We start from the raw sequence: 21,285 nt of genomic DNA on the forward strand, positions 1-21,285 counted from the left end.
CATTACAATACCGGCATCATGACCCGCCGATCCATTGTCCGAGTGCTGCTGTCGCTGCTGCTGCTGATGTCGCAGCAGATGGCGATGTCGCACGCGATGACGCACTGGGCCGGCGCGGCGCGCGTGCACCACGTCGCCACGGAGGCGAGCGGCGTGTCGTCCGCCTTCGCCCAGGACCAGACTTGCGAGCAATGCCTCGCCTTCGCCCAGATCGCCGGCGCTGTCGGCTGCGACACCCGCAGCTTTGCGCCGGACGGCACCGCCACCTGCGCCCTCGGCGCCAGTCCCACCCAGCCCGGCTGCGAGCGCACCGTCTGCGTGTTCCAGTCGCGCGCGCCACCTTCCTTCGCCTAGACACAGCCCGTTTCCCGGTCGCCGCGCGCGTTGTCGCGCCGCGCCTCGCTGTTCTCTGTTTGCAAGGAATTAACATGTTGAAGACCACCGTACTCGGTGCGGCGCTGGCTGCCGCACTGGCGTCGCCACTGGCCGCATCGGCCGCCGACGACAAGGAACTGGCCGCCATCCGCGCCCAGATCAAGGAAATGAAGGAATCGTACGAGGCGCGCCTGCAGGCTCTCGAACAACGCCTGCAGGACGCGCAGGCCGCCGCGGCCCAGGCGCAGAATGCGGCGCTGGCGGCGCAAACCCCGGCGCCGGCCCCGGCGCCCGTCGCAGCCGCCCCGGCCGCCCCGGCCGCCGCCAATGCGTTCAATCCGAACATCTCGCTGGTGCTCGGCGGCACCTACGCCAACCTGTCGCAGGATCCCGAGAAGTATCGCCTGCAGGGCTTTGTGCCGCCGGTGGGCGAAGTTGGCCCCGGCAAGCGCGGCTTCAACCTGGGCGAATCGGAACTGACCTTCGCCGCCAATATCGACCCGATGTTCTCCGGCCAGCTGACCTTCGCCTTGTCGGGCGAGGACACGGTCGGCGTCGAGGAGGCCTTTGTCCAGACCCGCGCGATCGCCAACGGCATCAACCTGAAGGCGGGCCGTTTCCTGTCCTCGATCGGCTACCTGAACAGCCAGCACGCCCACACCTGGGACTTCGTCGATGCGCCGCTGGCCTACCAGGCCTTCCTCGGCGGCCAGTACAAGCCCGACGGACTGCAGGCCAAGTGGCTGGCGCCGACCGACACCCTGGTCGAAATCGGCGCCGAACTGGGCAATGGCGGCAGCTTCCCCGGCAATGCGCGCAACAAGAACGGCGCCGGCGCGGGCGCGCTGTACGCCCACGTGGGCGACGACATCGGCGACTCGGCCAGCTGGCGCGCCGGCCTGTCGCTGCTGCGCACCGGTGCGGCCAACCGCGAATTCGACAACATGGGCGAGGCCGCCGCGTTCTCGGGCAGTTCGCGCATGGTCGTCGCCGACGCCATCTACAAATGGGCGCCGAACGGCAACCCGACCCAGCGCAACCTCAAGCTGCAGGGCGAATACTTCCGCCGCAAGGAATCCGGCGAGCTGGCGGCGGCCTCCGCCGTGAGCGGCTACGACAGCACGCAGTCGGGCTGGTACCTGCAGGGCGTGTTCCAGTTCATCCCGAACTGGCGCGCGGGCCTGCGCTACGACCGCCTAGATTCCGGCACGCCGGCGCCGGGCACGGCTGCCAGCTTCCCCCTGCTGTCGGCCTATTCGCCCAAGCGCACCAGCGCGATGGTCGACTACAGCCCCTCGGAATTTTCACGCCTGCGCCTGCAACTGGCGCGCGACCAGTCCCGTCCCGGCGTGACCGACAACCAGATCTTCCTGCAATACATCATGAGCCTGGGCACGCACGCGGCCCACTCGTTCTAAGGAGTCGACATGAAACACAATCACAAACTGCTGTCCGCGCTGCTGCTGGGCGCCGCTTCGCTGTTCTCGGTGTCGGCCCACGCCGCCCTCAACGTGCTGGCCTGCGAGCCTGAATGGGAAGCGCTGACGAAGGAAATCGGCGGCGACAAGGTCAAGGTATCGAGCGCCACCAACGGCCTGCAGGATCCGCACCGTATCGAGGCGCGTCCCGGCCTGATCGCGCGCACCCGCAACGCCGACCTGCTCGTGTGCACCGGCCTGGAACTGGAAGTGGGCTGGCTGCCGGTGCTGGTGCAGCAATCGGGCAACGCCAAGATCGCCGCCGGCCAGCCGGGCCATTTCGAGGCCGGTTCGTTCGTGCCGCGCCTCGACGTGCCGAACAAGCTCGATCGCAGCGAGGGCGATGTGCATGCCGCCGGCAATCCGCACATCCAGCAAAATCCGCACAACATCGCGCTGGTCGCCGCCGCGCTGTCCAAGCGCCTGGCCGAACTCGATCCGGCCGACGCCGCGTACTTCCAGTCGCGCCAGGCCGATTTCTCGGCGCGCTGGAACGCCGCCATGCTCAAGTGGGAGAAGCAGGCTGCGCCGCTGCGCGGGATTGCCGTGGTCGAACACCACAAGAACATGGAATACCTGATGAACTGGCTGGGCATGCGCCAGGTCGGCACGCTCGAGGCCAAGCCGGGCGTCGAGCCGAGCGCGGCGCACCTGGGCGAATTGCTGGCCCAGTTGCAGCGCCAGCCGGCCAAGATGGTGATCCGCGCCGGCTACCAGGACGCGCGCGCCTCGCAGTGGCTGGCCGAGCACGCCAAGATTCCGGCGGTGCTGCTGCCGTTCACCGTTGGTGGCGACGCGAAGGCGACCGACCTGTTCAGCCTGTTCGACGTCACGGTCCAGCGCCTGGTGGAAGCGAATAAATGAACCTGGAATCCTTCGACCTGATGATCGTGCTGCCGGCCTTCCTGGCCGGCCTGCTGGTGCTCGCCACCCATATCCCGCTGGGCGCCCAGGTGCTCAAGCGCGGCATCGTGTTCATCGACCTGGCCATTGCCCAGATCGCCGCGCTCGGCGTGATCGTCGCCGGTTCGGGCGACCTCGACCCGCACGGCTGGGCGGTGCAGGTGGCGGCCGGCGTCGCCGCCGTGCTGGGCGCCTTGCTGCTGACCTGGACCGAGAAGCGCTGGCCGGAGGTGCAGGAAGCGCAGATCGGCGTGATGTTCATCCTGGCCGCCAGCGCCGGCCTGCTGCTGGTGGCGCACAACCCGCATGGCGGCGAGCATCTGCAGGACTTGCTCGCCGGCCAGATTCTGTGGGTCGGCTACGGCCAGTTGTTGATGCCGGCGCTGGGTGCCGCGATCATCCTGGCGATCCTGTACGTGTTCCACGCGCGCCTGGCGCGGCTGGGCTTTTACCTGGTGTTCGCGCTGGCGGTGACGGCATCGGTCCAGCTGGTCGGCGTCTACCTGGTGTTCGCCAGCCTGATCGTACCGAGTCTGGCGGTTCGCCACTATCCGGAAAATCGCAAGCTGGCGTTTGCCTACCTGACCGGCGTCGGCGGCTACGCCAGCGGGCTGATCCTGTCGGTGCTTCTGGACCTGCCGTCCGGCGCGCTGATCGTCTGGTGCCTGGCGCTGCTGGCCATGCTGATGTACGCCTTGGGACCGAAACCGGCGGATTCCGCCGCCTGATTGTTGCCAGCCGCACTTAAACCCCGCCGTGATCAATCACCGCGGGGTTTTTTCATGCGCCAGCACGGATGCACGATTGTGCGCAGTCAAACCCTCGCTTGTCCATACCATTAGACTTTTAGCAATAATTAGCAATCCGCTACCCGAAGTTGCAGCCAGGATATCCTGCCGAGGAGCGTCATGAACCGCCCGAATAACACGCGCGACAACTACGAAACCTATGTATGGTTCCGTCAGGCTGCCGAGCGCGGTGACGCCTATGCGCAATTCAACCTTGGCCTGATGTACAAGAAGGGCGATTGCATCGAGCGCGACTATACCGCCGCCTTCAAATGGCTGCGCCAGGCCGCCATGCAGGGGCTGGCGTTCGCCCAGAACCACCTCGGCGCTCTGTACTACAACGGCCGCGGCGTCGAAAAGAGCGATCCCGAGGCTGCTTACTGGTTCCGCAACGCCGCCGAGCAGGGCGACGCTTCGGCGCAGCAGAACCTGGGCCAGATGTACCGCAAGGGCCGCGGCCTCGAGCAGAACCACGAACTGGCGCTGGCCTGGTTTTACCGGGCCGCCGAGCAGGGTGTCTCCAGCGCCCAGAACCTGCTGGCCGAGTGTTATCTGTTCGGGCACGGCGCCACCGTCAACTATCCGCTGGCGATGGCCTGGTTTCGCAAGGCGGCCGTGCAGGGGCATGCGCAGGCGCAGCTGAACCTCGGCCTGATGTACAAGCGCGGCCTCGGCGTCGAGGCCAGCGACGCGCAGGCGCTGTGCTGGTTCCGCCAGGCCGCCGCGCAGGGCGCCGCCGTGGCCCAGCGCCACCTGGGCATCGCGTACGCCGATGCGCTGGGCGTGCGCGCCGACCCGCTGCGCGCGGTCGCCTGGCTGCAGCGCGCCGCCGACCAGAACGACCGCGAGGCCCAGTACCAGCTCGGCGTGTTTCTGTCGAGCGGGAAGGGCGTGGACCAGGACGAGATCCGCGCCCTGAACTGGTACCAGCGCGCGGCCGAGCAGGGACATCCGAACGCGCAATACAACCTTGGCAACATGTACGCGAACGGCCGCGGCGCCGCCCGCGACGAGCGGCGCGCGCTCGAATGGTACCGGCGCGCCGCTGACCAGGGAGCCGCCAATGCCCAGTTCAACCTGGGTGTCATTTTTGCCAACGGCCGCGGCGTGCCGCGCGACGACGTCCGGGCCGCCCACTGGTATCGCCTGGCCGCCGAGCAGGGCGACGCCAGCGCCCAGAACAACCTGGGCGTGATGTACGCCGGCGGCCACGGCGTGCCGCAGGACGATGCGCTGGCGGTCTACTGGTATCGCCAGGCGGCCGAACGCAACCACGCGCTGGCTCAGTTCAACCTGGGATCGATGTACGAAGCCGGGCGCGGCGTGGCCCGCGACATCGTGCACGCCTACATGTGGCTGCTGCTGGCGGCCGAGGGCGGCCACGAAACCGCAAGCGCCAACAAGAGCATCGTCGCGCGGCGCCTCTCGCCGGCCGAGATCGGCTCGGCGCTGGACCTTACCCGCCAGTGGCAGGTGAGCCACGCCGCGGCGTCGCAGGCGCTGGCGCAGCGCAACTGAGGACAACCGCACGTTGTTTTTCCGCAGTAACGGAAAATTCCATCGGGAATTTTTGCCGTAGCTCTACATTTGCCCGGCGCGATGCCGTAACATGGGCAATAACTGTGACCACCCTCCGATTTTCATGAACCTTGCCCTGCGCGGCGCCATTGTTGCCAGCTTCACCGCCTTGTCCCAGGCCGCGTTCGCCTCGAGCGTTGCCGTCCAGGTCCATGACGCCGCCGGCAAGGCGCTGGCGGACGTGGTGCTGTACGCCGAGCCGGACAATGGCGCCGCGGCGCCGAGGAACCCCAGGCCGGCCACCATCGAGCAGCGTGGGCTGAAGTTCCTGCCGCTGGTGAGCGTCGTCCAGGCCGGCAGCCAGATCTCCTTCCCGAACAACGACAAGGTGCGCCACCACATCTACTCGTTTTCGCCAGCCAAGAAGTTCGACCAGAAGCTGTACTCCGGCGTGGCCGCAGCCCCGCAAGTGTTCGACAAGGCTGGCACCGTCGTCCTGGGCTGCAACATCCACGACCGCATGGTCGCTTACGTCAAGGTGGTCGACACGCCGTTTTTTGCCAAGACCGACGCCCAGGGGATTGCCCGGATCGAATTGCCGGCGGTCGGTAAATATACGCTCAAGGCCTGGCATTTCGCGATGGCCGCCAACGCCCAGGCCGAGCAGGCGTTGCTGGTCCTTGCGGGCGACGCGCCCGCCACCGCCAGCTTCCGGCTCGCGATGAAGCCGCCGGTCGACGGCGATCCGGGCAATTGACCATGAAGCTGGGTTTCCAAAGCCTGGAAGGGCGCATCGCCACGCTGTTCCTCGCGCTGATCATCGTGCTGCAAATGCTCGGCCTGGTGCTGATCCAGCGCGGCATCGACAGCAACGCGCGCGCCTCGATCACGGCCGAACTGACCAACGGCGAAAAAGTGTTCCGCAAGCTGATGGAGCAGAACGCCCAGAAGCGCCGCTTCAGCGCGCAGGTGCTGGCGCGCGACACCGGCTTCGTCCAGGCGGTCGGCAACGACGGCAGCGGCGACCGCGAGACCATTCAGTCCGCGCTCGAGAACAGCGCGCGCCGCGCCCGCGCCAACCTGACCATGCTGGTCGACGGCGAACGCAAGGTCAAGGTCTCCACCGGCATCGGGCGGCCCGCCGAACTGGAAAAACTGGTGCTCGGCCTGCTCGACCAGGCCGAGCAAAGCGAAGGCGCCACCGGCGTCGCCCTGGTCGACAGCAAGCCGTACCAGATCGTCGTCATGCCGGTCAAGGCGCCCATCACCATCGCCTGGGTGGTAATGGGCTTTGCCATCGACCGCCAGCTGGCGATGGACATGAAGGAGTTGTCGGCGCTGGAAGTGGCGATTCTCGCGCGCGGCCCCGACGGCCGCTGGCTCGCTGGCGACGCGACGGTGGCCCCTGGCGCCGCCGGCGCGATGGCGGCGCAGCTTCAGGGCCTCACCGGCCGCACCTTCGACGTCGACATGGATGGCGGCAAGTACAGCGCGCGCCTGGTCGACATCGGCCGCGCCGGCGAGTCCGGCGCCAGCGTCGTGCTTGCGCGCTCGATCGAAGAGGCGACTGCCGAATATTCGCGCCTCGAGCGGCGCCTGGTGGTGCTCACCATCGTCGGCATCATCGTCGCCGCGGTGGCCAGCGTGCTGACCGCCAAGCGCATCGCCCAGCCGCTGCGCCAGCTGGCCGGCATCGCGCGCCGGCTCGAACGCGGCGACTACCGCGCCCAGACCGGATTGAAGCGGGGCGACGAAATCGGCGCGCTCGCCAAGGCCTTCGACAGCATGCGCGACGGTATCGCCAAGCGCGAACAGGAAATCCGCCGGCTGGCGTACTGGGACCCGCTGACCAACCTGCCCAACCGCGCCCAGTTCGTCATGCTGCTCAACGAATCGCTGGAGCAGGCCAGAAAGCGCGAGCAGCAGGTGTTCGTGCTGATGATGGATCTCGACCGCTTCAAGCATGTCAACGACGTGATGGGGCACAGCTTCGGCGACGATTTGTTGCGCCAGGTCGCCGGGCGCCTGCAGGTGCTGGTGGTCGAAGCCCATCCCGAGGCCCACGTGGCGCGCCTCGGCGGCGACGAATTCGTCGTGCTGCTGCCCGGCGCCGACGCCGGCAAGGCCCAGGTCATCGCCGCCGCGATCCTGCTCGCGCTGGAACAGCCGCTCTCGCTCGACGACCAGACCGTCGACATCGGCGCCGGCATCGGCATCGCCGGCTACCCCGCGCACGGCGCCGACGCCGAGGCGCTGCTGTCGATGGCCGAGGTGGCGATGTACGCCGCCAAGCAGCGCAACGACGGCGCCGTGGTCTACGACGCGATGATCGACAAGGGCAGCGAAACCAGCCTGTCGCTGCTGACCGAACTGCGCACCGCAATCGAGCGCAACGAGTTCCGCCTGCACGTGCAGCCCAAGATGAAGCTCGACACCGGCGAAGTGGTTGGCGTCGAATCGCTGGTGCGCTGGGTCCACCCGGAGCGCGGCAATGTCTTCCCGGACGAATTCATCCCGTTCGCCGAGCAGACCGGATTCATCCGCGTGCTCACGCGCTGGGTGCTGGAGCAGTCGGCCGCGCTGTGCCGCGACATGGCCGACAAGGGCATCCACCTGAAAGTCTCGGTCAACCTGTCGACCCGCGACCTGCTCGACCAGGACCTGCCGGCCAAGTTCACCGACATCCTGCGCCGCCACCGGGTCGCGCCCGAATCGTTCTGCCTCGAGATCACCGAAAGCGCGATCATGGACGACCCGATCCGCGCCCAGCAGACGCTCGAGCGCCTGCACGCGATGGGCGTCGATCTGTCGATTGACGATTTCGGCACCGGCTACTCCTCGCTCGCTTACCTCAAGCGCCTGCCGGTGGACGAACTGAAAATCGACAAGTCCTTCGTGCTGAACATGGAAAACGACATCGGCGACACCAAGATCGTCCGTTCCACCATCGATCTTGGCCACAACATGGGCCTGCGCGTGGTGGCCGAGGGGATCGAGAGCGAAGCGGTGTGGCGCCTGCTCGCCGCGCTGGGCTGCGACGAGGGCCAGGGCTACTTCATGAGCCGCCCGATCCCGGGCGACAAGCTGGTCGACTGGATCCGCAACTGGGTGCCGCCGGTGCGCTCGGCGCTGCCTTACGCCGATACCATCAGCTGAGCGAAATCCGCTAGAATCGCCTCAGGCGCAATCCGCCGCCCCATAAAAACCATATCGAGAGATCCTTACCATGCATATGAGACATGCATCGCTGGTCGCCGCGCTGCTCGCCACGTTCGGCGTGAACGCGCTGGCCCAGACCTGCGCGCCGGCCAGCGCCCCGCTGGCCTACCCGGTCGCCAAGAAGGTCGAACAGACCGACAACTATCACGGCACCGTCGTCGCCGACCCGTACCGCTGGCTGGAAGACGCCAACAGCGAAGAGACCAAGCAGTGGGTCGACGCCGAAAACAAGGTCACCCAGGCTTACCTGGGCCAGATTCCGGCGCGCGAAGCGATCAAGCAGCGTCTCACCAAACTGTGGAACTACGAGCGCTACAGCGTCCCGTACAAGGAAGGCGGCCGCTATTTCTACAGCCGCAACGACGGCCTGCAGAACCAGTCGGTGCTCTACACGATGAACAAGCTGTCGGACACGCCGCGCGTGCTGCTCGACCCGAACACCCTGGCCGCCGACGGCACCGTTGCGCTGTCGGGCACCGCCGTCAGCCCCGACGGCAAGCTGCTCGCTTATGGCACCGCCGCCTCCGGCTCCGACTGGAACGTCTGGAAGGTGCGCGATATCGCCACCGGCAAGGATCTGCAGGACGAAATCAAGTGGGTCAAGTTCTCCTCGACCTCCTGGACGCACGACGGCAAGGGCTTCTTCTACAGCCGCTACGACGAGCCGAAAGAAGCGACCAAGCTGGCCGATGTCAACTACTTCCACAAGCTGTACTTCCATAAAATCGGCACGCCGCAAAGCGCCGACACACTGGTCTACGACCGCGCCGATCAGAAGGAGTGGGGCTTCGGCGCCCACGTCACGGACGACGGCCGCTACCTGCTGATCAACGCCACCCAGGGTACCGCGCACAAGAACCGCGTGTTCTTCAAGGACCTGACCCGGCCCGACGCCAAGGTGCTGCCGCTGATCGATGCCTTCGAATCGGCCTACGAGTTCGTCGACAACGACGGCCCGGTGTTCTACTTCGTCACCGACAGCAAGGCGCCGCGCCAGCGCCTGATCGCCATCGATACCCGCAAGCCACAGGAAGCGAACTGGAAGGTCATCGTGCCGGAGGGCGCCCACACGCTGGTGTCGGCAAGCCGCGTCAACAACCAGTTCGTCACCGAGTACCTGGCCGATGCGCGCAGCATGGTCAAGGTGTTCGACCGTAACGGCCGCGCGCTGCGCGAGGTCACGCTGCCGGGCATTGGTTCGGCGGCGGGCTTCGGCGGCAAGCGCGGCGATACCGAGACGTTCTACTCGTTCACCGGCTTCACCAACCCGACCACGATCTACCGGCTCGACATGAAGACCGGCGCCAGCACCGTGCTGCGCCAGCCGAAGGTCGATTTCGATCCGTCGCAGTACGAGACTCGCCAGCAGTTCTTCACCAGCCGCGATGGCACCAAGGTACCGATGTTCATCGTCTCCAAAAAGGGCCTCAAGCTCGATGGCCAGAATCCGACCTACCTGTACGGCTATGGCGGCTTCAACATCTCGATGACGCCCGGCTTCTCGCCGGCCAATCTGGCATGGATGGAAATGGGCGGTGTTTATGTGATGGCGAACCTGCGCGGCGGCGGAGAATACGGCCAGGCCTGGCATGAAGCGGGCACCAAGCTGCAGAAGCAGAACGTCTTCGACGACTTCATCGGCGCGGCCGAATGGCTGATCGCCAACAAGGTGACGTCGCCGGCCAAGCTGGCAATCGGCGGCGGCAGCAACGGCGGCCTGCTGGTCGGCGCGGCGATGACGCAGCGTCCGGAGCTGTTCGGCGCGGCGATCCCGATGGTCGGCGTGATGGACATGCTGCGCTTCCACAAGTTCACCATCGGCTGGGCATGGGCCTCGGATTACGGTTCGGCCGACGATCCCGAGCAGTTCAAGGCGCTGGTGAAGTACTCGCCGCTGCACAACCTCAAGGCCGGCAGCTGCTACCCGGCGACCATGATCACCACGGCCGACCATGACGACCGCGTGGTGCCGGCGCACAGCTTCAAGTTCGCCGCGACCGCGCAGGCCGCGCAGGCGGGCGGGGCGCCGATCATCATCCGGATCGACACCAAGGCCGGCCACGGAGCCGGCAAGCCGACCACCAAGCAGATCGAAGAAGTGGCCGATCGCTGGGGCTTCCTGACCCGCGCCCTGAAGATGGACGCGCCTGCCAAGGTGGCCGCGCAGTAAGCGATGCATTGACCGAAATCGAGGCGCTAGACGAGAACTTGTCTAGCGCCTTTTTTATTGAATTGGTGTTCAATCACCAGCGTGAACTTTGGCCGAATTGCTGAGTCATAGGGGGATCCGATCTCCTTGACGCTCCAATTTCTCGAATCTACACTGAGAATGTTGATTGAATTTGATCCCCGGAAGCGCGAATGGACGATCGACAACCGTGGGTTGGATTTCCTGAAAGCGGTCGACGTCTTTTGCCGGACCAGTGATTAACTTTATTGATTCAAGGTTTAATTACGGTGAGCAACGCGTCCGTACTTTCGGTGCGCTCGCTGGGCGTTGGGTCATCGTGGTGTGGACCGCGCGTGGCGCGAAACGACGGATAATTTCGATGAGGTATGCCAATGAGCGGGAAATTGCGCAATTCGCCCACAGAGTGGGTTGATCCGGACGATGCACCTGAACTGACGGCGGAGTTTTTCGATAAGGGAACGCCTATGATTGGCGATCGCGAGGTATCGTTTGAGGAATTTGCTCGCGCCGCCAGGAAGGCCGTACCGATAGACAAGATACCGGTAATGGTTCACATAGATGTCGATATTCTCGACGCATTCAGGGCAACCGGTGATGGGTGGCAGGACAGGATGAATCAGGCGATGCGTGAGTGGATGATATTGAACCTCCGCTGACATAATAATCGTTAGCGGTGCACCACCACCAGCAATGCTTTCGCTTCAGTCTTCCCGGTATTCCGAATCACATGTCCCTGGTCGGCCGCATAGCGCGCCGTGCCGCCGATCTTGATCTTCTTCTTGTCCGCGCCCACTTGCACTTCCAGCGCGCCGTGCAGCACCGTCAGATGTTCGCCTGTGCCAGGATCGTGCGCCTGCGACGCCAGCTCGCCCCCTGGCGCGAGGGTCAGTTCATACCACTCGTATTTGCCGGCCAAATCCATCGGCCCCAGGATGCGCAACGTGTAGCCGGCATGCGCGCCGGGCAGGGTGGGGGTCTCGTGCGCTTCGAGCACGCGGATCGCCTCCACCGCGGGCGCTTCGGCCGTCAGCAATTCGCCAATCTGCACGCCCAGCGCATTGGCCAGGCGCCAGGTGATGGCAATCGTCGGGTTCGCCTTCTCGCGCTCGATTTGCGATAACATCGACTTGGAAACCCCCGCGATGCGCGACAGGTCTTCCAGCGTCAGTCCACGCGCCAGCCGCAGGCGCTGCAAGGTAGCGCCCACCTCAGGCGGCGAATTGGTCGAAACAGGTGTCTTCATGAGTAATCGGCGCTCTTGTTCAAAATGCATTTCCAGGGGAATTCCACGGCGGGACTTGCCAAGTTCAACAGGCTTGGGTAGTATCCATTATATTGAATTTGAGTTCGAGATAGCGGAATTAGCTTAAAGCTATCGAACTGGTGCAAGATACGCAACAACGGTACAGCATACAGAGACAGTCGGTCAAGCCGGCATTCACCCACGACGAGGATAACAATGAGCGATCAAGCGAAGAACGCGTTTTTCAGCGGCCTGCAAACCAACCTGGACACGCTGCGCGAGCAGGGCCTGTACAAGCCTGAGCGCGTGCTCGCTTCGCGCCAGGGCGCCGAAGTCGATGGCGCCGACGGCAGCCACCTGATCAATATGTGCGCCAACAATTATCTCGGCCTGTCGGGCGACGTGCAGACCCAGGAAGCCGCGGCCGCGGCGCTGGAAAAGTACGGCTACGGCCTGTCGTCGGTGCGCTTCATCTGCGGTACCCAGACCGTCCACAAGGAACTGGAAAATGCGATCTCCGAATTCCTCGGCATGGAAGACACCATCCTGTACGCGGCGGCCTTCGACGCCAACGGCGGCCTGTTCGAGCCGCTGTTCGACGAGAACGACGCGATCATCTCGGACGCGCTGAACCACGCCTCGATCATCGACGGCATTCGCCTGTGCAAGGCGGCGCGCTACCGCTACCAGAACAACGACATGGCCGACCTCGAGGCGCAGCTGAAAGCGGCCACCGCGGCCGGCAAGCGCCACAAGGTCATCGCCACCGACGGCGCGTTCTCGATGGACGGCACCATCGCCAAGCTCAATGAAATCTGCGATCTCGCCGACAAATACGGCGCGCTGGTCATGATCGACGAGTCGCACGCCTCCGGCTTCATGGGCAAGACCGGCCGCGGCACCCACGAGCACCACAACGTCATGGGCCGCATCGACATCATCACAGGCACCCTGGGCAAGGCCCTGGGCGGCGCGATGGGCGGCTTCACCTCGGCGCGCAAGGAAGTGATCGACACCCTGCGCCAGAAGTCGCGCCCGTACCTGTTCTCCAATACGCTGGCCCCGATGATCGCCGGCGCATCGCTGGCTGTCCTCAAGCGCATCACCAGCTCGACCGAGCTGCGCGACCGCCTTGAGGAAAACACCGCATACTTCCGCAAGGAGATCGAACGCATCGGCTTCACCATCAAGCCAGGTACCCACCCGGTGGTGCCGGTGATGCTGTTCGACGCGCCGATCGCGCAGAAATTCGCCGCCCGCATGTATGAGCTGGGCGTGCTGCTGTCGGGCTTCTTCTACCCGGTGGTGCCGATGGGCCAGGCGCGCGTGCGCGTCCAGCTGTCGGCGGCGCACACCCGCGAGCAGCTCGACACCGTACTCAAGGCCTTCGAGCAGGCCGGCCGCGAACTCGGCATCCTGAAAAACTGATTCAACTCATTGACGCAATAAAGAACAAGGCACACATGGAACGCATCCTCATCATCGGCGCAAACGGTCAAATCGGCAGTGAACTGGTCGGCGCGCTGGCCGCGCAGCACGGCGCGCAGAACGTCATCGCCTCCGACATCGGCGCCAACAACGTCTACCACGCCGAGCGCTACACTCAGCTCGACGTGCTGGACCAGGCGCGCTTGGCGCAACTGGTGGCCGACGAAGGCATCACCCAGGTCTATCAGCTGGCGGCGCTGCTGTCGGCGACCGGCGAACAGGCGCCGCTGAAGGCCTGGACGCTGAACATGGACGGCCTGCTGAACATCCTTGAAGTGGCGCGCGAGCGCGGCGAAGCGGGCAAGCCGCTGCGCGTCTTCTGGCCATCGTCGATCGCCGCCTTCGGCCCGAACACCCCGGCCGTCAACACGCCGCAGTACACGGTGATGGATCCAACCACGATCTACGGCATCAGCAAGCTGGCCGGCGAGCGCCTGTGCGAGTACTACTTCACCAAGTACGGCGTGGACGTGCGCAGCATCCGCTACCCTGGCATCATCAGCTACAAGTCGCCTCCGGGCGGCGGCACCACCGACTACGCCATCGCGATTTTCCATTCGGCGCTGAAGGGCGAGACCTACGAGTGCTTCCTCGAGTCCGAGACCACGCTGCCGATGATCTACATGCCCGATGCGATCCGCGCCACCATCGAACTGATGGACGCGCCGGCCGACTCGGTCGCGATCCGCTCCTCGTACAATGTGGCGGGCGTGTCATTCAACCCGCGCGAACTGGCCGCCGCCATCAAGCGCGTGCTGCCGGACTTCGAGATCAGCTACAAGCCGGACAGCCGCCAGGCCATCGCGGCGACCTGGCCGCAAAGCCTGGACGACAGCGTGGCAAGCGCGGACTGGGGCTGGAAGCCGCAGGTTGGCATCGAGAAGATGGTCGCCGACATGCTCGAAAATATCGACGTCGGCCAGACCGCCTGATCGTCGTATAAAAACTATAAAAGATACCGGAGACAAAACAGATGGACATGAGTGTATTCGACCTGTTCAAGATAGGCATCGGGCCGTCGAGCTCCCACACGGTGGGGCCGATGGTGGCGGCGCGCCGCTTCCTGGTCGAATGCGGATCGCTCGATGACGCGGTCGGCATCGAAGTGGCGCTGTATGGTTCCCTCGCACTGACCGGCATCGGCCATGCGACCGACAAGGCGGTCATCCTCGGTCTGATGGGCGAGACGCCGCAGGGCGTCAACCCGGACGAAGTGGAAGACAAGCTGGCCGAAGTCGAACTCGATGGCGCCATCAGGCTGCTGGGACAGAAGGAAGTGCCGTTCAGCGCCAAGACTGGACTGGTATGGCACCGCGCCTCGTCGCTGCCCGAGCATCCGAACGGCATGCGCTTCACGCTGAAGCTGGCCGATGGCAGCGTCATCGAGCGCGTGTTCTACTCGGTCGGCGGTGGCTTCATCCACGCCGCCGGCGAATCGCATGCGCGCCAGGGTGCGGGCCAATGCACCAATCCGGTCCCATACCCGTTCGACACGATGGACCAGCTGCTCGCGCTGGGCCGCAACAGCGGCCTGTCGATTCCGCAGATGCTGCGCGCGAACGAATGCGCCAACATGAGCGGCGAGGAACTGAACGCGGGCCTCGACAACATCTGGCAGGTCATGCGCGACTGCATCGCGCACGGCCTGGTCACCGAAGGCCAGCTTCCGGGCGGCCTGAATGTGAAGCGCCGCGCCGCCAATCTGTGGCGCCAGGTGCTGGCGTCGAAGAATGGCGACAACCGCGCCAACGACTTGCCGCACGACGCCGTGCAGCAGGTCAGCCTGTACGCGATGGCGGTCAACGAAGAGAATGCGGCCGGCGGACGCGTCGTCACGGCGCCGACCAATGGCGCGGCCGGGATCATTCCCGCGGTGCTGCGCTACTACGCCGAAGACTGCCGTCCAAGCGATCCGGTGAAGGGCGTGCGCGACTTCATGCTGACGTCGGCGGCGATCGGTATGCTGTGCAAGAAGAACGCATCGATCTCCGGCGCCGAAGTGGGCTGCCAGGGCGAAGTCGGCGTGGCGTGCGCGATGGCGGCGGCCGGACTGGTTGCAGCCCTGGGCGGCACCAACGAGCAGATCGAAAACGCCGCCGAAATCGGCATCGAACACCATCTCGGCATGACCTGCGATCCGATCGGCGGCCTGGTGCAGATTCCGTGCATAGAGCGTAACGGCATGGGCGCGATCAAGGCGATCACCGCGGCGTCGCTGGCCCTCAAGGGCGACGGCACCCACTTCGTCAGCCTCGACTCGGTCATCGAAACGATGCGCCAGACCGGCGCCGACATGCAGGAGAAGTACAAGGAAACGTCCTTGGGCGGCCTGGCGATCCACGTCGTCACCGTCAACCACGCCGCCTGTTAAGAGATGGGGTCAGGTCCGCCGGACCTGACCCCGCTTTTGTCCGCGCCGTTTGCCAAAATCCTTCCACCGCAAGAAATCCCCGGTCGCACTATAATTAACGCTCGATCGCAGCGTCCACCGGACTTTCCCCAGCATGCAATACGTCTCCACCCGCGCCGCTTCGGCGTCAGAATCCCAGCCTTTCTCGAAGATCCTGCTTGGCGGCCTCGCGCCCGACGGCGGCCTGTACCTGCCTGCCGAATATCCCCAGGTGACCGGCGAAGAACTGAATGCCTGGCGTAAGCTCTCGTATGCCGACCTTGCATATGAAATCCTGAAAAAATTCGCGACCGATATCCCCGACGCCGACCTCAAAGCCCTGACCGCAAAGACCTACACGGCCGATGTCTACCGTAACGTCCGCGAAGGCGAGTCCGCCGCCGACATCACGCCGCTGCGCGTACTCGAACAGGACGGCGACAAGACCCTGATGCTGCAGGCGCTGTCGAACGGCCCGACGCTGGCGTTCAAGGACATGGCGATGCAGCTGCTGGGGAACCTGTTCGAATACGCGCTGGCCAAGGACAAGGCGGAACTGAACATCTTCGGCGCCACCTCTGGCGACACCGGCAGCGCGGCCGAATACGCGATGCGCGGCAAGCAGGGCATCCGCGTATTCATGCTCTCGCCGCACAAGAAAATGAGCGCATTCCAGACCGCGCAGATGTTCAGCCTGCAGGATCCCAACATCTTCAATATCGCCGTCGAAGGCGTGTTCGACGACTGCCAGGACATGGTCAAGGCGGTGTCGAACGACCTGCCGTTCAAGGCGAAGCAGAAGATCGGCACGGTCAACTCGATCAACTGGGCGCGCGTCGTCGCGCAGGTCGTGTACTACTTCCGCGGCTACCTCGCCGCAACGACCGACAATGCGCAGAAGGTCTCGTTCACCGTCCCGTCGGGGAACTTCGGGAATATCTGCGCCGGCCACATCGCGCGCATGATGGGCCTGCCGATCGACAAGCTGGTTGCCGCGACCAACGAAAACGACGTACTCGACGAATTCTTCCGCACCGGGGTGTACCGCGTGCGCAAGTCCGCCGAAACCTATCACACCAGCAGCCCGTCGATGGATATCTCCAAGGCGTCCAACTTCGAACGATTCGTCTACGACCTGGTCGGCCGCGACCCGGCTCGCGTGCGAACGCTGTTCCAGAAAGTCGACACCGCCGGCGGCTTTGACCTGTCGGGCAAGCCGGGCAGCGATGGCGATGAATGGCAGAAGGTCGCCCAGTACGGCTTCCTGTCCGGCCGTTCAACGCACAAGGATCGTATCGACACCATCCGCGACGTGCAGGACGATTGCGGCATCACGATCGACACGCACACCGCCGATGGCGTCAAGGTCGCGCGCGAGCACGTGGAGGCTGGCGTGCCGATGATCGTGCTGGAGACCGCGCTCGCCGCCAAGTTCAACGAGACCATCCTGGAAGCGATCGGCATGGACGCCGAACGTCCGGCCGGCTTCGAGGATATCGAATCGCTGCCGCAGAAATTCGTGGTGATGCCGCCCGACGTCGAAAAGGTGAAGGCCTTCATCGCAGAGAAGACGGGGCTGTAATATGAGCGACGCCACAATCAAACGGCCAATGCTTACAGTGCGCGAGGCGCTCGACTTCATGCTCGATGCGGCGCGTCCGGTCATCGATTCCGAGATCGTGCCAACGCTGTGCGCCAACGGCCGTGTGCTCGTCGCGCCGCAGGCATCCACCATCGCGGTGCCATCGGCAGACAACACGCACATGGACGGCTACGCGGTCCGAGCCGCCGATTGCGCGAGCGGCCAGGCGCGGCTGACCGTCAGCCAGCGCATTCCGGCCGGTCACGTCGGCGTGCGCCTCGAACCCGGCTGCGCCGCGCGCATCTTCACCGGCGCCATGATTCCCGAGGGCGCCGATGCCGTCGTAATGCAGGAACAATGCGAAGCGCACGAGGACGGCACGGTGACGATCAGGCACGCGCCAGCATCCGGTGAATGGATACGCCGTGCCGGCGAAGACATCACCGCGGGCGCGGTGATTCTGCCGGCCGGCACGCGCTTGCGCAGCCAGGAGCTTGGCCTGGCCGCCTCGGTCGGGCTGGCCGCGCTGCCGGTGGTGCGCAAGCTGCGCGTGGCCGTATTCTTCACCGGCGACGAGCTGACCATGCCCGGTGAAGCGCCCGGCGGCCAGCTGGCGCCCGGCGCGATCTACAATTCGAACCGCTTTACCCTGCGCGCGCTGCTGGAGAACCTCGGCTGCACGATCACCGATTTTGGCATCGTGCCCGACACACTGGAAGCCACGCGCACCACATTGCGTAGCGCCGCGCGCGACAATGACCTGATCATCACCTCGGGCGGCGTATCGGTCGGCGAAGAGGACCACATCAAGCCGGCGGTGGAGGCGGAAGGGCGCCTGAACATGTGGCAGATCGCCGTCAAGCCAGGCAAGCCGCTGGCGTTCGGCGAAGTGCGGCGCGAAGGCGGCGATGCGTTTTTCCTCGGCCTGCCGGGCAACCCGGTATCGAGCTTCATCACCTTCCTGCTGTTCGTGCGGCCATTCATCCTGCGCCTGCAGGGCGCGCCCGTGCAGCCGCCGCGCGGTTTTGCGATGCGCGCCGACTTCGACTGGTCCCGGCCGGACCGGCGCAACGAATTCCTGCGCGCCCGTATCAACGCCGAGGGCGGGCTCGATCTGTTCCCGAATCAAAGCTCGGGCGTGCTCACCTCTACCGTGTGGGGTGATGGGCTGATCGACAATCCACCAAACCAGGCGATCGCGCGTGGCGACAGCGTGCGCTTTATCCCGTTCAGCGAATTACTGCATTAGGCAACCAATGAAAATCAAGCTGCGTTTTTTTGCCAGCGTCCGCGAGACGCTCGACCTGTCGCAAGAGGAGACGGAGATGCCTGCCGACGTGACGACCGTTGGCGCGGTGCGCACCCACCTTGCGGCACGCGGAGGTGTATGGGCCGAAGCCTTGGCGCCCGATCGCTCGCTGCGCATGGCGTATAACCAGATCATGTGCGGCCCCCAGGTTCGGCTGACGGAAGGCTGCGAAGTGGCGTTCTTCCCGCCGGTGACCGGCGGCTAGGGTTTGCGCGACTGGTGGTAGCGGTAGCCGGTGAAGATTGCCGCCGCAGCCACAGAGTAGGCAAGCGACATCCAGAAGCTGTCGGCCAGCTTGACGCCGATGGCGAGGTCGACGGCGACCAGGATGGCGCATAGGATGGCGGCTTCCCGCAGGAACTGCATGATCCAGTGACGCGTTGACTGCATGATCGCTCCCGTGAACTGATGGATCTATCTTAACTCACCCGCTCGAACCAGGAAACGATTCCGTCAATGCTGCGGAAATCCGCGACCGAGCGGCACGGGATCTGCGGATGTCGTGCCTGCAGCATGCGCGCAAGCGCCGCGCCGGGCCCAAGTTCCAGCGCAATGTTGATGCCGGCTTCGATGGCGACGTCCATGCAGGCATCCCAGACGATCGTCTCGACGAGCTGGCGCGACAGCGCTTCGATGGCACGCGACTTGCCGACGATGGTTTCGGCGCAGATCCCCGACAGCACCGGACACGCCTGCGGCGCGAAGTCGGCAGTCTCAAGTTCTGCGATGAAGGGCGCGACCGCCCTGGCCATCAATGGCGTGTGGGAGGCGATGCCAACGGGTAGCCGCTGCAGCCTGGCGCCGGCCTGTGCGATCACGTGTTCAAGGCCTGCCAGTGTGTTTTCCAATCCGCCGGCGATGCAGCTATCGTGGCCAGTCACGATGGCGACCGTGAAGCCATTCGCGCCGGCGATCGTGCGAACGCGGTCGACAGGCATGGCGCTGATGGCGACGAGCGCCTGCGGCGCGGTGACCGACGCATCCATTAGCTGCGCGCGCCGTGCCGCAATGCGGACCGCATCGACCGGCGCCAGCGCGCCGGCCACCCCGTACGCCGACAGTTCGCCGACGCTGTAGCCGGCCACTAGCGACGGCGCCGGCAGTCGCGTCTTCAGCGCTTCCCACATCGCCAGCGTCGCGCCGACAACTGAAGGTTGCGCAATGCGATTCTCGAACAGAGTATCCCTGTCAAACTGGCCAAGGTTGCTGATCAGTGCCGCGGCCCGCGCATCGGTGCGTGCGAGATCGAACATGCCGGGGCTTTGCCCGCCCTGGCCGGGGCACAGCAGGAGCAATCGCACGCTCATGGCCCGATACCACCCAAATACGCGTGAACGAGGCAGGTGGCGGCCAGCAGGTCGGCCGCGCCGCCAGGCGAGATGCGTTCGGCCACGAACGCCTGATGACAGGCGATGGCGTAGCTGCGCCATTCCGGATGCGCGGTGCCGCCCATCTCGATGAAACACGAGGCATGCTGGCGCACCGTCGAAGCGGCCTGCGCGCCGCCACGATACAGAACATTGGTGTCGCTGACATGGGCCATCAGCGCAAACAGCGCGTCGATGCGGGCGAATTGCATGCTGCGGCCCGCGGCCAGTGTGCGGCGCAACGCGGGAAGGCCAACCTCGAACACGGACGGCAGGCCAAGCGCGCCTTCCTCGCGCGCGCCGCTGGCCGAATGAAGGGCCGCGGCCTGCAATCCATGCGACGTGGCGCCGGCGGGACGGGTATGCGCCGCCAAATCTTCGCCCCAGCGAATCAGCATCACGGCGCGCAGGCCATTGGCGCCTGGCGCTATCCCTTGCGCACGGGCGAGGCCGATCGAGGCGCACAGCATGCCAAGGCTGAAAATGGCGCCGCGATGGGTGTTGATGCCGCCGGTCGCGCGCATCATCCGCGCCTCGGCTTCGATGCCGAGCTGCTTCAACACGGCGAACGGCGCGTCGTCGAAGCCCGCGCGGCAGATGCGGGCGAAATAGTGGCGCAGCGCGAACATGCTGCGAACGAAGGTGGCCGCCGTCATGTCGGTGTGGCTGCCGTTATCGACCAGCGACACCAGTCCAGGCTTGGGGTACAGGATCAATTCGGTGTGCAGGCAGCCGACGGCGATGCGTGCGACCTCCGCGCAAAAGCGGCGCGGATTGGTTGCAGGGCGCGCGACCGGCGCCAGCATTGCGGGCGCGACGAGGTTCACGCGTCCTCCAGGGTCGCCAGAAGCTCCGCGACAGGCGCCAGCCGAACTGCGGCGGCCCCTTTGACCAGCACCCGCTCCGCGCCGGCCCATTCTTTCCACGCGACTGCATCCCCCGACGGGAAAACGATTTCGCCGTCCAGCGGCAACGCGCTTGCGGCCATCAATGCCAGCCCCGCGTCGAGCGTGGCGCGGGTACGCGGATGGAACAGTAGGTCGATGTCCGATTTGGCAGTCAGGTAGCCTTGGCCCGTAATCGCCTGCAGCGCCAGGGATCCAAATGCGCGCAGGGGAAGGCCCGAGCGGACCAACGCGCTGAGATCGGGGCGCCAGTGCGCGGGTGCTGCGTGGGCGGCGTCGGACAGCGAGAGTGGCGGCGCGGTTTCGGCAACATCGCTTTCCAGCGCGTGCAAAGCGATGCGGCGTTTGACGCCGACCGCATCGGGCGGCATGGCGAGGCCCAGGCTGACCGTGCCCGGCGCGGCGCCGGCTTCATCGCGGCGCACCACCACAGGCCAGCCTTGCTGCTTCCACTGTTCCATCGCCCCGTGCTGGCCGGGGAGGGCGCGCGCAAGCGCCGCGTCCCATCCGCGCCCCGTCAGCCAGACCAT

21 protein-coding genes are annotated in these 21,285 nt (G+C 65.4%); 16 read left to right on the plus strand and 5 right to left on the minus strand.

What is annotated here, in order from left to right; all coding sequences use genetic code 11:
• Positions 1–18: 18 nt before the first annotated feature.
• From Q4S45_RS08805 to Q4S45_RS08850, 10 genes are all read left to right on the plus strand, one after another.
• Positions 19–354 carry a hypothetical protein gene (locus Q4S45_RS08805; protein ID WP_305511030.1) on the plus strand — a complete coding sequence of 112 codons (336 nt, stop codon included), beginning with the start codon at positions 19–21 and terminating at the stop codon, positions 352–354.
• A gap of 74 nt (positions 355–428) precedes the next feature.
• A complete protein-coding gene (locus Q4S45_RS08810) occupies positions 429–1,793 on the plus strand; it encodes a TonB-dependent receptor (RefSeq protein WP_305511032.1) in 1,365 nt (454 codons plus the stop codon).
• 9 nt (positions 1,794–1,802) lie between these two features.
• On the plus strand, positions 1,803–2,717 hold the full coding sequence (locus Q4S45_RS08815; RefSeq protein ID WP_305511034.1) for a metal ABC transporter solute-binding protein, Zn/Mn family: 915 nt from the start codon (positions 1,803–1,805) through the stop codon (positions 2,715–2,717).
• Complete coding sequence (locus tag Q4S45_RS08820; protein WP_305511036.1) at positions 2,714–3,484, plus strand: metal ABC transporter permease; 771 nt, start codon at positions 2,714–2,716, stop codon at positions 3,482–3,484. The genes Q4S45_RS08815 and Q4S45_RS08820 overlap by 4 nt, the downstream gene beginning before the upstream one ends.
• Before the next feature lie 180 nt (positions 3,485–3,664).
• Entirely contained in the window at positions 3,665–5,062 is a 1,398-nt protein-coding gene (locus Q4S45_RS08825) for a hypothetical protein (protein ID WP_305511038.1), read from the plus strand.
• Positions 5,063–5,186: 124 nt separating this feature from the next.
• Positions 5,187–5,819 carry a methylamine utilization protein gene (locus Q4S45_RS08830; protein ID WP_305511040.1) on the plus strand — a complete coding sequence of 211 codons (633 nt, stop codon included), beginning with the start codon at positions 5,187–5,189 and terminating at the stop codon, positions 5,817–5,819.
• Positions 5,820–5,821: 2 nt separating this feature from the next.
• Positions 5,822–8,218, plus strand: coding sequence for a bifunctional diguanylate cyclase/phosphodiesterase (locus Q4S45_RS08835; protein WP_305511042.1), 2,397 nt, complete (start codon positions 5,822–5,824; stop codon positions 8,216–8,218).
• 70 nt (positions 8,219–8,288) lie between these two features.
• On the plus strand, positions 8,289–10,451 hold the full coding sequence (locus tag Q4S45_RS08840) for a prolyl oligopeptidase family protein (RefSeq protein ID WP_305511044.1): 2,163 nt from the start codon (positions 8,289–8,291) through the stop codon (positions 10,449–10,451).
• Between the two features lie 253 nt (positions 10,452–10,704).
• Positions 10,705–10,884 (plus strand): BrnT family toxin, encoded by a 180-nt coding sequence (locus Q4S45_RS08845; RefSeq protein ID WP_308633175.1) that lies wholly within the window; start codon positions 10,705–10,707, stop codon positions 10,882–10,884.
• On the plus strand, positions 10,844–11,128 hold the full coding sequence (locus Q4S45_RS08850; RefSeq protein ID WP_305511045.1) for a BrnA antitoxin family protein: 285 nt from the start codon (positions 10,844–10,846) through the stop codon (positions 11,126–11,128). Before Q4S45_RS08845 ends, Q4S45_RS08850 begins: the two co-directional genes overlap by 41 nt.
• Positions 11,129–11,139: 11 nt before the next feature.
• Here Q4S45_RS08850 and Q4S45_RS08855 read toward each other — a convergent pair whose 3' ends face one another.
• A complete protein-coding gene (locus Q4S45_RS08855; protein ID WP_305511046.1) occupies positions 11,140–11,715 on the minus strand; it encodes a helix-turn-helix domain-containing protein in 576 nt (191 codons plus the stop codon).
• 216 nt (positions 11,716–11,931) lie between these two features.
• Between Q4S45_RS08855 and kbl the strand changes: the two genes are divergently transcribed.
• The 6 genes from kbl (at position 11,932) to moaD (ending at position 18,688) form a co-directional block, all read left to right on the plus strand.
• A complete protein-coding gene (kbl, locus tag Q4S45_RS08860; RefSeq protein ID WP_305511047.1) occupies positions 11,932–13,143 on the plus strand; it encodes a glycine C-acetyltransferase in 1,212 nt (403 codons plus the stop codon).
• A gap of 35 nt (positions 13,144–13,178) precedes the next feature.
• The gene (locus Q4S45_RS08865) at positions 13,179–14,135 is read left to right on the plus strand and encodes an NAD-dependent epimerase/dehydratase family protein (protein ID WP_305511049.1); all 957 of its coding nucleotides are present in this window, start codon (positions 13,179–13,181) and stop codon (positions 14,133–14,135) included.
• Between the two features lie 41 nt (positions 14,136–14,176).
• Positions 14,177–15,574 (plus strand): L-serine ammonia-lyase, encoded by a 1,398-nt coding sequence (locus tag Q4S45_RS08870; protein WP_305511052.1) that lies wholly within the window; start codon positions 14,177–14,179, stop codon positions 15,572–15,574.
• 133 nt (positions 15,575–15,707) lie between these two features.
• Complete coding sequence (gene thrC / locus Q4S45_RS08875; protein ID WP_305511054.1) at positions 15,708–17,174, plus strand: threonine synthase; 1,467 nt, start codon at positions 15,708–15,710, stop codon at positions 17,172–17,174.
• Between the two features lie 28 nt (positions 17,175–17,202).
• Entirely contained in the window at positions 17,203–18,423 is a 1,221-nt protein-coding gene (glp, locus tag Q4S45_RS08880; RefSeq protein WP_305511056.1) for a gephyrin-like molybdotransferase Glp, read from the plus strand.
• 7 nt (positions 18,424–18,430) lie between these two features.
• Entirely contained in the window at positions 18,431–18,688 is a 258-nt protein-coding gene (moaD, locus tag Q4S45_RS08885) for a molybdopterin converting factor subunit 1 (protein WP_305511058.1), read from the plus strand.
• Here the strand turns inward: moaD and Q4S45_RS08890 are convergent.
• From Q4S45_RS08890 to mdcG, 4 genes are read right to left on the minus strand one after another with little or no spacing between them, the layout of a single operon-like run.
• Positions 18,685–18,873, minus strand: coding sequence for a hypothetical protein (locus tag Q4S45_RS08890; RefSeq protein WP_305511060.1), 189 nt, complete (start codon positions 18,871–18,873; stop codon positions 18,685–18,687). The genes moaD and Q4S45_RS08890 overlap by 4 nt on opposite strands.
• A 29-nt stretch (positions 18,874–18,902) precedes the next feature.
• Positions 18,903–19,790 carry an acyltransferase domain-containing protein gene (locus Q4S45_RS08895; protein ID WP_305511062.1) on the minus strand — a complete coding sequence of 296 codons (888 nt, stop codon included), beginning with the start codon at positions 19,788–19,790 and terminating at the stop codon, positions 18,903–18,905.
• A complete protein-coding gene (gene mdcB / locus Q4S45_RS08900; RefSeq protein WP_305512076.1) occupies positions 19,787–20,656 on the minus strand; it encodes a triphosphoribosyl-dephospho-CoA synthase MdcB in 870 nt (289 codons plus the stop codon). The genes Q4S45_RS08895 and mdcB overlap by 4 nt, the downstream gene beginning before the upstream one ends.
• Positions 20,657–20,673: 17 nt before the next feature.
• Positions 20,674–21,285 carry a malonate decarboxylase holo-[acyl-carrier-protein] synthase gene (gene mdcG, locus Q4S45_RS08905; RefSeq protein ID WP_305511065.1) on the minus strand — a complete coding sequence of 204 codons (612 nt, stop codon included), beginning with the start codon at positions 21,283–21,285 and terminating at the stop codon, positions 20,674–20,676.

The sequence above is a fragment of the Massilia sp. R2A-15 genome (assembly GCF_030704305.1).
Classification (GTDB): domain Bacteria; phylum Pseudomonadota; class Gammaproteobacteria; order Burkholderiales; family Burkholderiaceae_D; genus JAFCUW01.

Excerpts from the sequence above, each read along its gene's own strand:
- Q4S45_RS08805 (WP_305511030.1), top strand. The coding sequence starts at position 19 with ATGACCCGCCGATCCATTGTCCGAGTGCTGCTGTCGCTGCTGCTGCTG.
- Q4S45_RS08810 (WP_305511032.1), top strand. The coding sequence starts at position 429 with ATGTTGAAGACCACCGTACTCGGTGCGGCGCTGGCTGCCGCACTGGCG.
- Q4S45_RS08815 (WP_305511034.1), top strand. The coding sequence starts at position 1,803 with ATGAAACACAATCACAAACTGCTGTCCGCGCTGCTGCTGGGCGCCGCT.
- Q4S45_RS08820 (WP_305511036.1), top strand. The coding sequence starts at position 2,714 with ATGAACCTGGAATCCTTCGACCTGATGATCGTGCTGCCGGCCTTCCTG.
- Q4S45_RS08825 (WP_305511038.1), top strand. The coding sequence starts at position 3,665 with ATGAACCGCCCGAATAACACGCGCGACAACTACGAAACCTATGTATGG.
- Q4S45_RS08830 (WP_305511040.1), top strand. The coding sequence starts at position 5,187 with ATGAACCTTGCCCTGCGCGGCGCCATTGTTGCCAGCTTCACCGCCTTG.
- Q4S45_RS08835 (WP_305511042.1), top strand. The coding sequence starts at position 5,822 with ATGAAGCTGGGTTTCCAAAGCCTGGAAGGGCGCATCGCCACGCTGTTC.
- Q4S45_RS08840 (WP_305511044.1), top strand. The coding sequence starts at position 8,289 with ATGCATATGAGACATGCATCGCTGGTCGCCGCGCTGCTCGCCACGTTC.
- Q4S45_RS08850 (WP_305511045.1), top strand. The coding sequence starts at position 10,844 with ATGAGCGGGAAATTGCGCAATTCGCCCACAGAGTGGGTTGATCCGGAC.
- Q4S45_RS08855 (WP_305511046.1), bottom strand. The coding sequence starts at position 11,715 with ATGAAGACACCTGTTTCGACCAATTCGCCGCCTGAGGTGGGCGCTACC.
- kbl (WP_305511047.1), top strand. The coding sequence starts at position 11,932 with ATGAGCGATCAAGCGAAGAACGCGTTTTTCAGCGGCCTGCAAACCAAC.
- Q4S45_RS08865 (WP_305511049.1), top strand. The coding sequence starts at position 13,179 with ATGGAACGCATCCTCATCATCGGCGCAAACGGTCAAATCGGCAGTGAA.
- Q4S45_RS08870 (WP_305511052.1), top strand. The coding sequence starts at position 14,177 with ATGGACATGAGTGTATTCGACCTGTTCAAGATAGGCATCGGGCCGTCG.
- thrC (WP_305511054.1), top strand. The coding sequence starts at position 15,708 with ATGCAATACGTCTCCACCCGCGCCGCTTCGGCGTCAGAATCCCAGCCT.
- glp (WP_305511056.1), top strand. The coding sequence starts at position 17,203 with ATGCTTACAGTGCGCGAGGCGCTCGACTTCATGCTCGATGCGGCGCGT.
- moaD (WP_305511058.1), top strand. The coding sequence starts at position 18,431 with ATGAAAATCAAGCTGCGTTTTTTTGCCAGCGTCCGCGAGACGCTCGAC.
- Q4S45_RS08890 (WP_305511060.1), bottom strand. The coding sequence starts at position 18,873 with ATGCAGTCAACGCGTCACTGGATCATGCAGTTCCTGCGGGAAGCCGCC.
- Q4S45_RS08895 (WP_305511062.1), bottom strand. The coding sequence starts at position 19,790 with ATGAGCGTGCGATTGCTCCTGCTGTGCCCCGGCCAGGGCGGGCAAAGC.
- mdcB (WP_305512076.1), bottom strand. The coding sequence starts at position 20,656 with ATGCTGGCGCCGGTCGCGCGCCCTGCAACCAATCCGCGCCGCTTTTGC.
- mdcG (WP_305511065.1), bottom strand. The coding sequence starts at position 21,285 with ATGGTCTGGCTGACGGGGCGCGGATGGGACGCGGCGCTTGCGCGCGCC.